The sequence below is a fragment of the Kribbella sp. NBC_00889 genome, from assembly GCF_045207705.1.
Taxonomy (GTDB): Bacteria; Actinomycetota; Actinomycetes; order Propionibacteriales; family Kribbellaceae; genus Kribbella.
This window is the reverse complement of the sequence record NZ_CP108783.1, coordinates 465,320-479,091: the sequence shown is the minus strand read 5'-3', so window position 1 is coordinate 479,091 and position 13,772 is coordinate 465,320. Positions and strand designations below refer to the sequence as shown.

Sequence of the window (13,772 nt, the reverse complement as noted above, 5' to 3'; positions counted from 1 at the left end):
CAACCTGGGCACAGAGGACGGGATCGCGGGATGAAGCTTTACCTGGTGAAGGAGGAGGAGCGTCTGGTCTGGGTCGCCGCACTCGCTCACGAGAAGATGTATGCCTACGTCCGCACTGGCACGGCTTTCGACCAGCTGCCGCTCGATGACGTCGTCCGCTACACAGTCCTGACCCCTGAACCCGACGACCTGGTCCGGACAACGACAGACGCCTGCGATTCGCTCGCCGGCCGGGGCTGGGAGATGAGCGGCGCGATCCACTCGTACGTCGAGGGAAGCAGATACAAGGGACTGCACCTGTTCCTGTACAGCAAAGCCGTACGCGTCGAGGTGCAAGTGCATTCGCAGGAGTCGATCGACGTCAAGACCTGGACGACCCCGCTCTATGTGGTGGAACGTGACCACAGGCAACCGCGAGACAAGCGCACACAAGCACGCAACGAAGCCATCGCCTTGTCGGGACAGATGCGGCAACCAACTGGGATCGACGACCTCAAGACCCTCGGCGGCGTACCGGTCGCGATCCGCTTCTACGGTAGGAGAAGCAGCCAAGCACCCGGACGCGAGGAGGGCGATGCCTCGTCGCAGGGCCAGCAGGGCGCCACGCAGCGATTGGCACAACGGACTTCGACGAAGGAGAGGTCGCTATGACGCGGCTGTTGTTGGTCAAGCAGGGAGAACGGCGGGTTTGGGTGGCCGCGTTGGTGGATGAGGATGTTTGGACTTATGTCGGGAACACGGGGAAGTTCCATCGGAACGAAGGGGTTCGGGACGACTACTTCGGGGGCAACGAGGCGGAGTACGGCGAAGTTGGGGTTGCCGAGGCCAGGCGGTTGATGGCGGAAGGCGTTGGGACTGTTGACGAGGGGCGGTTTGCCGACTCGCTCGCGCGGTGGCGGCAGGATGCGGACGCGATGGACCCCGAGGTCGTCTTCGCGTCGATGGTGGCTGACCTGGCGTGAGGGTCAGTGGTGGGTGGGGGTGTAGAGCTGGGTTATGACGGATTCGATGGTGGGTTCGGCCACGGAGAGGTCTACGAGGGGGTAGTTGGCGGCGATTTGGGACAGGAGTGGGGCGGCGCTGGTGGTGGTGGGGAAGGTGAGGTGCTGGCGGGGGCCGTCGACCTTGACGACGGTGGCGCCTTGAATCTCGATGGGTGGGAGGGAGGTGGCCAGGTCCACGACCAGGGTGCGCGGGGCCGACTGGCTGGCGCGGAGGCCGGTCAGGGTGCCGTCGTAGATCTGGTGGCCGTGATCGATGACCATGACACGGCTGCACAGGGCCTCGATGTCGTCGAGGTCGTGGGTGGTGAGGATGACGGTGGTACGGCGTTCCGCGTTGACCTGGGCAAGGAACTCGCGTAGCCGGGCCTTGCTGATCACGTCCAGCCCGATCGTCGGCTCGTCGAGGTAGACGATCTCCGGGTCGTGCAGCAACGCGGCCGCGATGTCGCCGCGCATCCGTTGACCCAGCGACAGTTGACGAACAGGTACGGCGAGCAGTTCGCCCAGGTCCAGCAGTTCGACGAACGTCGCGAGGTTCTCGCGGTGCCTCGCGATCGGAACGTCGTACATCTTCTGCAGTACGGCGAACGAGTCCTTCAGCGGCAGGTCCCACCACAGCGTGGTGCGCTGCCCGAAGACGACGCCGATCCGCTTGGCCAGCTTGAGCCGGTGGCGGGACGGGTCCACCCCGGCGACGCGGATCGTGCCGCTGCTCGGGACCAGGATGCCGGTCAGCATCTTGATCGTTGTGGACTTCCCGGCGCCGTTCGGCCCGATGTAGCCCATCACCTCGCCTGGTTCGACGGTGAACGACATCCCGTCCACGGCGCGCACTTCCCGGCGGGTACGGCGGAATCCGTTCCGCGACGTGACGGTGAACGTGCGGGACACGTTCGACAACTCGATGACTGCCACTGCTCAGCTCCCTGTACTGCGGTAACGACGGAGACCGCCCCGCCACGCCAGTGACGCCAGCGCAACCATCGCGACGGCGACCAGCGGAGACAGCAGACCGATCCAGGACGGCAGGCCCAGCGGGGCCGGCTTACCCAGCACGAACAGCACCGGGTAGTAGTTGACGAAGGCAAGCGGTACGAGGAACGTGACGGCCCAGACGATCTCCTTGCCGAAGACCGACAACGGGTACTGCGTCAGCGTCTGACCGCCGTACGTGAACGAGTTGGCCAGCTCGGCGGAGTCGATCGCGAGGAACTGGAACGCGGCGCCGAGCACGAAGATCGCCGCGAAGATGATCGAGCCGGTGATCACAGACAGCACCAGCATGACGATCCTGGCCGCCGTCCAATCGACGTGAATGTTACTGAGGGCAAATGCAAGCACGAGGCCGGCCTGCAGCGGCCGGCCGATCCGGCGCAGCGCGAACCCGTCCGCGGCGGTCTGCAGGAACGTCGGCATGGGCCGGATCAGGTAGACGTCGAGCGACCCGGTACGGATCCGCTCGCCGACGCGCTCGATCGATCCGGTGAACAAGTCGGCTATCCCGAGCGTCATCGAGGCCGTTGCGTAGAGCAACGCCATCTCCCCGATGGTGAACCCGCCGAACGTGTCGATGTGGCTGAACATCAGCACGATCGCGACGAAGTCGGTCACGGTGAGCAGCATCGAACTGAACAGCATCAGCACGAACGACGCCGGATAGGCCAGCGACGACCGGATCCACATCACGACGAGCATCCAGTACTGCGCGGGTGCCCGGCGGAGTCGCTCAACCACCCTGGATCACCACCTTCCGGGTCGCCACCGACGTGGTGAGCTGCCCGGCCAGCAGCAGCACCAGGAGCCAGCCGAGCTGGAACATCAGCGCCGAGGCGATCCCGCCGGGGTTGCGGCCGAGCCAGATGTCGATCGGCACCTGCAGCGTCGCGGCCCACGGCGTCGCCCGCGCGAACTCGCCGAGCCATCCGGGGAACACGACCAGCGGCAGGATCGTCCCGGAGAAGAAGCACGACAGCAACAACGCGAGCTGTTCCATGCCCCGCGTATCGGTGATCCAGAACCCGGACAACGCGACCAGGTAGCGGATGGTGAAGCTCACCAGGATCCCCAGCACCAGCCCGACCGCGACGGCGAGCCACGTGATCGGGTCGCTCGGGAACTTCAGGTCGAACACCAGCGCACCGACCACCAGCGGCGCACCACCGCGGACCAGCAGCTGGAACATCGCGCGCCCGAGGTCGACGGACAGCCACCACAGCAACAGATGCGTCGGCCGGTACAGGTCGACGGCGATCTCCCCGCTGCGGACACGCTCGCCGAGCTCGACCGTGGTGGTGGCACCGAAGATCCCGATCGGCATCAGCAGCCCCTGCTGCAACCACACGAACGTCAGCGCATCGGCGACGTCGTACCCGCCGAGCCCGGGCCGCTCGTGCCACAGGGTCAGATAGATACCGCACAGGATGAACCCGAACACGGTATTGGTGAACGCGCCGGACGCGGTCGCGATCCGGTACGTCGAGAAGCGCCGGAACGACCGTACGCCGATCGCCCAATAGACGCCCAAGGCAACCTCCTCTCCGAACTTCGAGGTGGTGTCCGGATCCAGCGGCACGCAGAACTACCCCGAATCCGACAGGACCGGGGGGTTCGGACACCACTGTGACAGGCATGGCTGAACCACACCGTTTTCAAGGCAAGGATCGGACAGTACGCCGCACTCCAGGCAGCCGTCAACCGGATTCTTCGGTGGTGCTCCCACGACGGGTGCTCTGCGTAGGACTACCGGTCCGGGCGGGGACCCCTCAGACCTCGCCCGGACCGGGACTGGGAGGGATCAGCTGATTTCGGCCTCGAGGACTCGGTTCAGGAGGGTGGCGAACGGGGCCGGGTGGCTCGAGTAGCCGGCGTGGCCGCCGGGGAAGGTCACGACGGGCCAGCCGAGGTGTTCTGCGATCAGTTGGATCGGGCGGCCGGGGAGGAGTTCGATCGACTGTAGGCCGGCGGCCGGGACGATTCGGTCGGCGACGGTCTTCAGCGCGTCCAGGTCCGGCTGGTAGCGGGTGAACGGCAGCAGTTTGTGCTGGTAGAAGGTGCCCGCGTTGGCTTGCATCCGCTCGGCCAGCTCGCGGTACTCCGGCAGCAGGTCCTCCAGCGGCGGCATCGCGTCGTCGTCCATCCCGGTGCCCATCATGAACAGTACGTCGGCTGCCGCGACCCCGTCGGTCTTGTGGGTGTCGTGCACGTCCTCGAAGAACGCGCGCGCGTCCTCGACGTCCGGCAGCACCTCGACGCACGGCGGTTCGTGCGCGACCAGCATCCGCACCCGGTCCGGGTGGCGGGTGATCAGCTCGAGTCCGGTGATCGCGCCGGAGCTGCTGCCGAAGACGAACGCCGGTTCGTCGCCGGCGACCGCGTCGATCAACGCCAGCGCGTCCTCGGCCGACTGGTCGACGCACTCGTCGGCCGGCTGACCGTCGTACGGGCTGCGCGAGTTGCCGCGCGGGTCGTACGCCACCACGGTGTAGTCGGCCGCGAGCTGCCCGACCATCCCGTCGAACACCCCCGCATCCGTCCCGCCCCCGGCGATCAGCAGCAGCACCGGCCCGGCCCCCGTCACCTCGTAGTGCAGCGTCGCCCCCGGTACCGCCAGCTTGTTCACAGTCTTCGCACCCATCAGGCACCCCTCTCTCGTGCCTCCACCTTCGCCTCCCCCGCTGGCACCCCACGCACATACCGCTGATACGGCGCCCTCAGCCAACCTCAGCCAGCTCAGACGGCGTCCGCCAAGTCAGAGGGCGTCAGCTGAGGGACTCGTCCGTGGACGGGATCGGAGACGTGTCGTCGAGGCCCGCCCAGGAGTCGCGGGGTGGGGCGGTGCGGCGACCTTCGGGGCAGATGCGGACGAAGTCGCACCAGCCGCACAGGGGTGACGGCTCAGGTGGGAACGCCTCGTCGGCTTCGGCGGGGGTCAGCCCTTCGCGCCAGCGGACCTCGGTGGCGGCCGCATCATCCGCGATCGACTCCGCCCGGCGCTGGTGGCGGGCGAGCGACGCGTCGTCGTGCTCGGCCGCAGCCACCGTGTTCGTCGGCAGGTGGTGGAGCTCGACCCGCGTGCACGGCTTGTGCAAGACCCGCCGCGCGCCGAGTACGTACAGCGCCATCGCCAACGACGACCGCGCATCCACCGGTGTCAGCGGACGCCGGCCGGTCTTGTAGTCGACGATCGCCAGCTCGGTCCCGCCGCTGCCGTCCCGCCTCGGACGCTCGTCGATCCGGTCGACGCGCCCGCGCAGCGACGCCCGCTCGGTGGTGAAGGCGACGGTGCGCTCCACCCCGCGCGGTTGGTAGTACGGATCCGAGTCGCGCAGGTACCCGAGCACCATCTCGGTCGACCGCTCGCGCCAGTCCAGCGACTGCTGGTCGTCCCGGAAGCCCTCGCTCCGCCAGCTCGACCGCATCTTCGCGACCACCTCGTCCGGCGTACGGCGGGCGGCCGGCCAGCGACCGAAGAAGTCGGCGAGCACCTCGTGCACGATGGCCCCGACCGTGTTGTGCGCCCACGGTGGTCCCTTCGGCGGCCGCGGCGTCTCCAGATACGTGTACCGGTACTTCCGCTTGCAGTCCGTGAACGTGAGCAGCTTGGTCGGCGTCGCGACGAACAGCCGCGTCGGCATCCCGGGCAGCATGTCGCTCACATCAGCCCGCCTTGATGAAGTCGGTGACGGCATCGGCCACCAGCTGTACGGCGATCGCACTCAGGAGCAGACCGGCGATCCGGGTGACGAGGAGTACGCCGTTCTCCCCCAGCAACCGCATGATGATCCCGGAGAACCTCAGCGTCAGCCACATCACCACGTGGATCAGGATGATGCCGACAGAGATCGCCATCACGTCCGGGAGTGCGCCGTTCGCCCGCTGCACGAACACCATGGTCGCGACGATCGCACCCGGCCCGGCCAGCAACGGCGTACCCAGCGGGACGAACGCGATGTTGACGTTCTTGGTCTGGACCGGGTCCTCGGCAGTGTCGGTCAGCAATTGCAGCGCGATCAGCAGAAGCAGCAGACCGCCGGCGGCCTGCAGGGCAGGCAGCGTGATGCCGAGGTGGTGCAGGATCTGCTGCCCGAACGCCGCGAACACGACGATCACACCGAACGCGACCAGCACCGCCTGCCAGGCGGCCTTCTTCCGGACCGCGCGGGACTGGCCCGCGGTCAGCGAGATGAACACGGGCACGGTGCCGGGCGGATCCATGATCACGAACAGCGTGACCACGACCTCGCTCAGCAGCCCGAGGTTGATGACACTGTTCACGGCAGATAGGCCTCGGGGACCTGGGCGTCGGTGGCGGCCGCGTTCGCCTTGGCGACCTCGAGCAGCCGCTCGAACTGCTCGGGCTCGGTCGAGTTCACCCCCAGCTCGTGGTCGATCTTGCCCACGCCGTGGTGGTCGCTGGAGCCGGTGGCGATGATGCCGAGCTCGTCGGCGATCCGGTGCAGCGCGGCCCGGGATTCGGCCGAGTGGTCCTGGTGATCGACCTCGATCCCGGCCAGGCCGTGGTCCGCGACGAGCGCGGCGATGGCGTCCTGGGTCATCACCTTGTAGCTGGACCGGCCCCACGGGTGCGCGATCACCGGTACGCCGCCGGCCGCGCGGACCAGGTCGATCGCGCGACCGGGCTCGATCGCGTAGTGCGAGACGTGGCCGGCCCGGCCGTCGGCGAGATACCGGTCGAACGCCTCGCCCCGGTTCGCGACCGTGCCGTTGGCGACCAGCGCGTCGGCCACGTGCGGCCGCCCGACGGACGGCGTACCGGTGGCCTGGGCCAGCACCTCGTCGACGGTCAGCGGCACGCCGATGCTGTTCAGCCGGGCCACGATCGAGGGGATCCGGTCGGTGCGGCCGTCGCGGACGATCCGCAGCTCCTCGGCGAGCTCAGGCTGGGACGGGTCGAGAAGGTAGCCGAGCAGGTGGACGCTGATGCCGCGAAGCTTGCAGGAGATCTCGATCCCCGGCACGAACCCGATCTCCAGCTCCTCCGCGGCCCGGCGGCCGTCGGTCCACCCGTCGGCGGTGTCGTGATCGGTGAGCGCGATCACATCGAGGCCGGCCTGCTGCGCGTGCGCGATCAGGACGTCCACCGGATCGGTGCCGTCCGAGCGGTTCGAATGGGTGTGCAGATCGATGCGCACGAGCGGTGAGGATCCCTTCGGTGTCCGTGACCATGTCCGTGATCATGTCGGTGGTCATGTCCGTGATCAGGACATCTGTCACCGCAGATGCTAGCCGCGTTCACACGCCGGACCTGTCAGTTGTCCCCAGGCGAGCACTATCCTGCCGTCGCATGGATGCCGAGCGGGTCGACTGTGTGGGTGCTCTCGTGTACGACGAGCAGCGCCGGCTGCTCGTGGTACGCCGGGCCAACGAACCCGGCCGCGGGCTGTGGTCCATCCCCGGCGGGCGAGTCGAGCCCGGCGAGAACGATCCGGCGGCAGTGGCGCGCGAGGTCGCCGAGGAAACCGGCCTGACCGTGCAGGTCGGGGCCATGGTCGGCGAGGTCGAACGCGACGGACCGAAGGGGCGGCTCTACGTGATCCGCGACTATGAAGCGACCGCGGTGGGCGGCACGCTCACTCCCGGTGACGACGCGACCGACGCGAAGTTCGTCAGCCGTACCGAGTTCCTCGCCCTGTCGACCACGACCCTGCTCGTTTCCACGTTGGAACAGTGGAACGCCCTGCCCGGCTGATCAGCAGGTGGTGACTGATGTCGAGCGGGTGCTCGGGCGCCCGGCCGGGACCTTCCGCGAGTGGGTGGAAAGCAATCGCGCTGCGTTCGGGTGATCGGCCAGACTGTCCCCGTGGAGAGCGTGGTGCGGGCGATCGAGGAGAACGCGGCCGAACTGCTGATGGCGATGGGGGCCGCCGGGGGTGGTGTGCAGCGCGACGACGCCGCAGCACGGTGGACGATCGGGGGGTCGCCGATCGATTACCACAACGCGGTGGTTGGGGCGGCCGGCGAGCAGGTGATCGCGGAATCCCTTGCTGAGTTCAGGAATCACGGCGTACCGGGGAGCTGGCATGTCGGGCCGTCGATGCGGTCGGACGGTCTGGCTGAGCGGTTGGTCGCGGGCGGGTTCACGTTCGGCGGGAGTGAGCCCGGGATGGCGGTGCGGCTGGACGAGTTGCGTACGCCGGCCGTCGTACCAGGGCTGGAGATCACGCGCGTACGGGACGACGAGGATCTCGCGACGTGGGAGGCGACGCTCGGACGTGGATTCGGGGAGGGTGTGAAGGAGGCTCGGTGGGTCGCCGAGGTCTACCGGAAGCTCGGGTACGGGGATCCGTGGCGTCACTACCTCGGACGGCTCGACGGCGAGCCCGTCGCGACGACCACGATCTTCCTCGGCGCCGGCGTCGCCGGGGTGTACTTCGTGATGACGGTCCCCGAGGCGCGACGGCGCGGGATCGGTGCGGCGATCACGTACGCCGCCCTCCGCGAGGCCGCCGGCGTTGCGGAGTACGGCGTACTGGGGTCGTCGCCGGCTGGGCGGTCTGTGTACGCCGGGCTCGGGTTCCGCGAGTACTGCACGATCGATCTCTACGAATGGGCCCCGACCGGCTGAGCGGCCGCGAGAGTCTGGCGCTGGCGCAGCAGCAGCCAGGCGTCGACGAGGACCACCACTGCGGTCAGGCCGTGGACGCCGAGCGCGGTGGCGACCGAGCCGTCGTGGGTGAGTACGACGATCATGTCCGTGACCGGGATGAGTGTGGCGAGCGCCATCACGATGCCGGTGGCACGGCGCTGGCCGAGAGCGAACAGGACCAGGATGTTCAGGCCGCAGACGATGTCGCGGATCCCCTTCACGGCGAAGTAGCCGGCCGCGGTGCCGGTCGGCCAGGGATCGATGCCGAAACCGGCGGCGGCTCCGTGCCCGTCGAACAGGAACCGCAGGCCGAACGAGATCGGGAACAGACCGAGCAGGACGGTGAGCACAGTGACGAAACGACGCATGACTGACTCCTTGATGATCTAGCAGCGCTAATTTCCCTAGCGACGCTAGCACTGCCGTTGCTAGATTGTCTAGCAATGCTAAGATCCGGTCTATGCCGAGTCAGACACGCAGGGAACGGGCGCGGGAGGAGCGGCGGGAGCTGATCGTCCGGACCGCCCGCGAGCTCGCCGAGGCCGAAGGGTGGGAGGCCGTCACCACCCGCCGCCTGGCCGAGGCCGTCGACTACAGCCAGCCCGTCCTCTACGGCCACTTCAAGAACATGGACGCCATCTCCACCGCCGTGGCACTCGAAGGCTTCGAAGAACTCGCCGCCGGACTTCGCGCGGGCCGGGAACGCGACGGCCTACGCGGGTTGGCCGAGGCCTACCTGCGGTACGCCGAGGAACATCCGGCCGTCTACGACGCGATGTTCGTACGGCGCACGGACCTGGTGTTCGGCGACGCCGGCACCCCCGCGATCCTGCGGACGACATTCGGCGAGATCCTGGCCGTCGTCACCCCCTTCGCCCCTGACGACCCCGAAACCCTCACCGAGGTCTTCTGGAGCTCCCTCCACGGCCTGGCCACCCTCGCCAACGGATCCCGCCTCCGCCCCACCCACCATCAACAACGCCTCGACCACCTGATAACGATCATCAGCCACCCCTGAACCTCGGAAACCAATCGCCACCCAGCGGCGATTTGTTTCCGGACAGCGGCGGTACGAGGCGGTTGTCCACAGCCGCCTCGGCGAGCGCCGGCGAAATCCGTCACGCTTGAGCGGATGGACTGGTGGTGGCGGCGACAGCTCGCAGACGAGGGCATCGATGCGCTGATCCATGACCAGAATCGGATCGTGTCGCGCGTCCAGCTGTCCGCCGCCGGCTGGTCCAAGGCGCGGATCCGGCGGCCGTTGCGGGCTCGACGCTGCAAACCGTTCACCCAGGCGTCTACGCCACCCACACCGGCCCCATCGGGTACGACGAGCAGTTGCTGGCAGCCCTGCTCTACTCCGGACCCGAAGCGGCTTGGAGCCATTACACCGCGGCGGAGCAGCTCGGTCTGATCACCCCGGACAGCAACCGCCCGGTGCACGTGACGATCCCGGAACACCGCCGGGTCAGGCGGCAGCCGAATCTCGTCGTACATCGCGACCAGCACTGGGCGGCTCGCCTCGCGGCCGTCGTACCGCCTCGACGGACTCCGGCGCACGCCGTCCTCGACATCGTGGGCAGCACACGATCACTTGACCGGGCGGCGGCGGTGATCGCCGAGGCCTGTCAGAGCGGCCGAGTCGCTCCCGCGGAGATCGCGACGGCACTGGCCGTCCGTCCGCGGTTGCGGCATCGCCGGTCGCTACGGCCGATCATCGAGGATGTCGCTGCCGGGTCGCATTCTCTGCTCGAGCTGCGTTATCTGCGCGACGTCGAACGCCGGCACGCATTGCCGACCGGGCAGCGGCAACGCGCGGTGGACCGCGAATTCACCGACGTGTTCTATGCCGGGTTCGAGCTCGTGGTCGAGCTTGACGGGCGCCTCCACCTCGTCCCGCGGCAGCGCTGGCGCGACCTCGATCGGGACAACCGTGCCACGCTGCGGACCGAGTCGACGCTGCGCTACGGCTGGTTCGACGTCACCGGCCGGCCGTGTCAGGCCGCCGTACAGGTGCTGCAGGTACTGCGTCGGCGAGCGCCGGCCCTGGCGGCGAAGCGGTGCGGGCCCGCCTGCCCGGTCCGCTGACGATCTTCGGAAACAAGGAGTCTCTCACCGGCGACTTGTTTCCGGAGAGCGGTTAGTTGTTCCAGTGGTGGATTGCTGGGGAGCCTCGTTCCCAGCCCAGGACTGAGATGGTGGCGGTGTTGAGGACGAAGTGGCGGCCTTCGGTGACGTCTAGTTCGAGCCAGCGGGCGGTGAGGGCGCGGAGGGCGTGGGAGTGGCCGAAGACGAGTACGTCGCCGTCGACGGCGGCGATGCGGGCGTTGACGCGGTCGAGGCGGGCCGCCACCTGGACCGGGGTTTCGCCGTTGGGTACGGGATCGTCCCAGACCGTCCAGCCGGGCACGGTCTCGCGGATCTCCGCGGTGGTGATGCCTTCGTAGTCCCCGTAGTCCCACTCGACCAGGTCGTCGTCGACCTCGGCGTCCGGGTAGCCGGCCAACTCCGCCGTACGCCGGGCACGCTGCCGCGGTGAGGTGAGGACCAGGTCGAAGTTCTCGGCCGCCAGGCGCTGCTTCAGTGACGCCGCGACCTTCTCGCCGTCCGCGGTCAGCGGAAGGTCGGTGACGGACGTGTGCCGGCCGGACCGGCTCCACTCGGTCTCGCCGTGCCGGACCAGGAAGAGCTGGTCGATTCGTTCCGGTGTGGTCACGCTTTCATCGTCGCAGATCGGGGCCGAGGTCTTGACCGATGCACCTGGGGCAGGGCAGGGTCAGAAACTGTAAGCGCTTCCACTCTGACCCTCAGGAGCGAGCACGTGGCATCCGGAACCAGCGGGAGGCCGGCGACGATCTACGACGTCGCGGCCCGCGCGAAGCTGTCGATCGCGACGGTTTCGCGCGTCCTGCAAGGGACCGGACCGGTGTCGGAGAAGGCGCGGGCCCGGGTCGACCAGGCGGCGCAGGAGCTCAACTACGTACCGCTGCGCGCCGCCCGAAGCCTGGCGGTACAACGGCATGAGGCGCATGGGCTCGTGCTGCCCGACCTGGCCGGCCCGTTCTACGGCGACCTACTGATGGGGTACGAACGCTGGGCCGGCGAGCATGGCCAGAGCGTGGTGATCACGGTGACACACGGCCACCCCGATCCCCGCCGCAGCGTCCGTGACCTGGCCGGCCGGGTCGACGGGATAGTTGTCCACGGCAACGCTCTGGATCTGCCGACGATCCAGGACCTACGCAAGACCGGCGCCCCGCTGGTGCTGGTCGCCCATCCGCCGATGACCGGCTGCGACTCGGTCCGCAGCGAGAGTGCGGCCAGCGCCGAGCAGCTGACGAACCGGTTGCTCGATCACGGCCACACGAACCTGTTGTTCGTCGGCGATCCGGCCAGTTCGTACGACGTCTCCGAGCGGTACGCCGGGTTCGCCCGGGCCTACGCCGGTCGCGGGCTGGAGCCGCCGGAGCCCGAGCGGGTCCCGCTCACCGAGGAGGCCGGCGCCGAGGTCGGCGAGAGGGTGCTTCGGGCAACGAACCCGCCGGACGGACTGGTCTGCGCGAACGACGAGCTCGCGCTGGCGGCGATGAACAGCCTGAGTGCGCAGGGGATCGGCGTACCGGACGAGATCGTGGTGACCGGGTGGGACGACGTGATGGCGGCGCGGTACGTGTCGCCGGGGCTCACGACGGTGCGGCAGCCGATGATCGAGCTCGGCCGGCTCGCGGCGCAACGACTGCACGAACGCGTGACCGGGAAACGGACCCGGGCGCGGAACGACGTACTGGCGACACAACTCGTGCTACGGGACAGCTGTGGCACGGTGCAACCGGGGGATGCAGCAGGAACCGAGTGAGGAGACAACACATGTTCACCCACAGCATCCGCCGCCGATTGGTGATCGGCAGCGCTGCGCTCACCGCCACCGCTCTCGCACTCGCGGGATGTGGCCGGTCCGAGGACACCCCGAGCGGGGGTTCACAGGCGACGACGACGGTCAGCGAAGGACCCGCCACCGGCAATCTGACCGTGTGGGCGATGGGGACCGAGGGCGAGAACCTGCCCAAGCTGATGCAGCAGTTCCAGCAGGCCAACCCGGGCGTGAAGGTGACCGTCACGCCGATCCCGTGGGACGCCGCACACAGCAAGTTCACCACCGCGATCACCGCGCAGTCGCTGCCGGACGCCGCGATGGTCGGCACCACCTGGATGGGCGAGTTCGCCGACCTCGGCGCACTCGACCCGACCCCGCAGGGCTTCGACACCGACGGCTTCTACCCCGGCGCGCTGGACACCACCAAGGTGGGCGACACCCAGTACGGCGTTCCGTGGTACGTCGAGACGCGGTTGGTCTACTACCGCAAGGACCTGGCCGCGAAGGCCGGGATCACCACGCCGCCGACCGACTGGGACGGCCTGAAGGCGATGGCCAAGGCGATGAAGGACAAGGCCGGCGCGAAGTACGGGATCAACCTGCAGCCGGGCGGTACCGGCTCCTGGCAGACCGTGATGCCGTTCGCCTGGTCCGCCGGCGCGAACCTCACCACGGACGACCAGAAGGAGTTCACCTTCGACACCCCGGAGATGCAGGAGGGGCTGAAGTACTACCAGAGCTTCTTCACCGAGAAGCTGGCCGGGACCGACCTGCCGCCGAACCAGACCGAGGCGCAGTTCGTCAACGGCCAGGTACCGATGTTCGTCTCCGGGCCGTGGATGGCCGGGTCGGTGGCCAAGCTCGGCGGCGACGCGATCAAGCCGAACATCGGTGTGTTCGAGATCCCGAAGAACAAGACCTCGACGTCGTTCGTGGGTGGCTCCAACTTCGTCGTGTTCAAGACGTCGAAGAACAAGGACAGCGCGTGGAAGCTGGTCAAGTTCCTGTCCGATCCGAAGACGCAGGCGGCATGGTTCAAGATGTCGTCCGACCTGCCGGCGGTGAAGAGCGCGTGGCAGGACCCGAGCATCGCCTCCGACCCGCTGCTGCCGGTGTTCGGCAAGCAGTTGGAGAGCGCGAAGGCGCCGCCCGCGGTGGTGAACTGGGAGCAGGTCGCGAACGCGTTCGACACCGAGATCGAGAAGATGGCGAAGTCGGGCCAGTCCCCCGCCGACACCGCCAAAGCCACCCAGACCAAGGCATCGTCGATCGGCACCGGTAGCTGATC

17 protein-coding genes are annotated in these 13,772 nt (G+C 68.2%); 8 read left to right on the top strand and 9 right to left on the bottom strand.

The window, feature by feature from the left end; all coding sequences use genetic code 11:
* Window positions 1–30: 30 nt before the first annotated feature.
* Window positions 31–651 carry a hypothetical protein gene (locus tag OG817_RS02505; protein ID WP_406051850.1) on the top strand — a complete coding sequence of 207 codons (621 nt, stop codon included), beginning with the start codon at window positions 31–33 and terminating at the stop codon, window positions 649–651.
* Window positions 648–962: a hypothetical protein gene (locus tag OG817_RS02500; RefSeq protein ID WP_406051848.1), complete on the top strand. Its 315-nt coding sequence runs from the start codon at window positions 648–650 to the stop codon at window positions 960–962. The genes OG817_RS02505 and OG817_RS02500 overlap by 4 nt, the downstream gene beginning before the upstream one ends.
* 3 nt (window positions 963–965) lie before the next feature.
* Here OG817_RS02500 and OG817_RS02495 read toward each other — a convergent pair whose 3' ends face one another.
* The 7 genes from OG817_RS02495 to OG817_RS02465 form a co-directional block, all read right to left on the bottom strand.
* Complete coding sequence (locus OG817_RS02495) at window positions 966–1,919, bottom strand: ATP-binding cassette domain-containing protein (RefSeq protein ID WP_406051847.1); 954 nt, start codon at window positions 1,917–1,919, stop codon at window positions 966–968.
* A 3-nt stretch (window positions 1,920–1,922) separates the two neighbouring features.
* On the bottom strand, window positions 1,923–2,738 hold the full coding sequence (locus OG817_RS02490) for an ABC transporter permease (RefSeq protein ID WP_406051846.1): 816 nt from the start codon (window positions 2,736–2,738) through the stop codon (window positions 1,923–1,925).
* Window positions 2,731–3,576 carry an ABC transporter permease gene (locus OG817_RS02485; protein WP_406051845.1) on the bottom strand — a complete coding sequence of 282 codons (846 nt, stop codon included), beginning with the start codon at window positions 3,574–3,576 and terminating at the stop codon, window positions 2,731–2,733. Before OG817_RS02485 ends, OG817_RS02490 begins: the two co-directional genes overlap by 8 nt.
* A 222-nt stretch (window positions 3,577–3,798) precedes the next feature.
* The gene (locus tag OG817_RS02480) at window positions 3,799–4,638 is read right to left on the bottom strand and encodes an alpha/beta fold hydrolase (RefSeq protein ID WP_406051844.1); all 840 of its coding nucleotides are present in this window, start codon (window positions 4,636–4,638) and stop codon (window positions 3,799–3,801) included.
* A 124-nt stretch (window positions 4,639–4,762) separates the two neighbouring features.
* Entirely contained in the window at window positions 4,763–5,650 is an 888-nt protein-coding gene (locus tag OG817_RS02475; RefSeq protein WP_406057649.1) for a RecB family exonuclease, read from the bottom strand.
* A 10-nt stretch (window positions 5,651–5,660) separates the two neighbouring features.
* Entirely contained in the window at window positions 5,661–6,278 is a 618-nt protein-coding gene (locus OG817_RS02470) for a MarC family protein (RefSeq protein WP_396397269.1), read from the bottom strand.
* Window positions 6,275–7,156, bottom strand: a complete 882-nt coding sequence (locus OG817_RS02465) for a PHP domain-containing protein (RefSeq protein ID WP_406051843.1) — start codon at window positions 7,154–7,156, stop codon at window positions 6,275–6,277. Before OG817_RS02465 ends, OG817_RS02470 begins: the two co-directional genes overlap by 4 nt.
* 152 nt (window positions 7,157–7,308) lie before the next feature.
* On the opposite strand from OG817_RS02465, the gene OG817_RS02460 reads away from it, so the two are divergent.
* Together OG817_RS02460 and OG817_RS02455 are read left to right on the top strand one after the other, a co-directional pair.
* A complete protein-coding gene (locus tag OG817_RS02460) occupies window positions 7,309–7,713 on the top strand; it encodes an NUDIX hydrolase (protein WP_406051842.1) in 405 nt (134 codons plus the stop codon).
* A 111-nt stretch (window positions 7,714–7,824) separates the two neighbouring features.
* Window positions 7,825–8,589, top strand: a complete 765-nt coding sequence (locus tag OG817_RS02455) for a GNAT family N-acetyltransferase (RefSeq protein ID WP_406051840.1) — start codon at window positions 7,825–7,827, stop codon at window positions 8,587–8,589.
* Here the strand turns inward: OG817_RS02455 and OG817_RS02450 are convergent.
* Window positions 8,565–8,978 carry a DUF4267 domain-containing protein gene (locus tag OG817_RS02450; RefSeq protein WP_406051838.1) on the bottom strand — a complete coding sequence of 138 codons (414 nt, stop codon included), beginning with the start codon at window positions 8,976–8,978 and terminating at the stop codon, window positions 8,565–8,567. The two genes, OG817_RS02455 and OG817_RS02450, sit on opposite strands and share 25 nt — an antisense overlap.
* Window positions 8,979–9,070: 92 nt before the next feature.
* On the opposite strand from OG817_RS02450, the gene OG817_RS02445 reads away from it, so the two are divergent.
* A complete protein-coding gene (locus OG817_RS02445) occupies window positions 9,071–9,628 on the top strand; it encodes a TetR/AcrR family transcriptional regulator (protein WP_406051836.1) in 558 nt (185 codons plus the stop codon).
* Between the two features lie 320 nt (window positions 9,629–9,948).
* Window positions 9,949–10,698, top strand: a complete 750-nt coding sequence (locus tag OG817_RS02440; protein WP_406051834.1) for a hypothetical protein — start codon at window positions 9,949–9,951, stop codon at window positions 10,696–10,698.
* A 52-nt stretch (window positions 10,699–10,750) separates the two neighbouring features.
* Here the strand turns inward: OG817_RS02440 and OG817_RS02435 are convergent, their stop codons facing one another.
* Window positions 10,751–11,326: a histidine phosphatase family protein gene (locus OG817_RS02435; RefSeq protein ID WP_406051833.1), complete on the bottom strand. Its 576-nt coding sequence runs from the start codon at window positions 11,324–11,326 to the stop codon at window positions 10,751–10,753.
* A gap of 105 nt (window positions 11,327–11,431) precedes the next feature.
* Here OG817_RS02435 and OG817_RS02430 point away from each other — a divergent pair, with 105 nt between their 5' ends.
* On the top strand, window positions 11,432–12,466 hold the full coding sequence (locus tag OG817_RS02430) for a LacI family DNA-binding transcriptional regulator (RefSeq protein ID WP_406051831.1): 1,035 nt from the start codon (window positions 11,432–11,434) through the stop codon (window positions 12,464–12,466).
* An 11-nt stretch (window positions 12,467–12,477) separates the two neighbouring features.
* Window positions 12,478–13,770 carry a sugar ABC transporter substrate-binding protein gene (locus tag OG817_RS02425; protein WP_396397256.1) on the top strand — a complete coding sequence of 431 codons (1,293 nt, stop codon included), beginning with the start codon at window positions 12,478–12,480 and terminating at the stop codon, window positions 13,768–13,770.
* Window positions 13,771–13,772 lie beyond the last annotated feature (2 nt).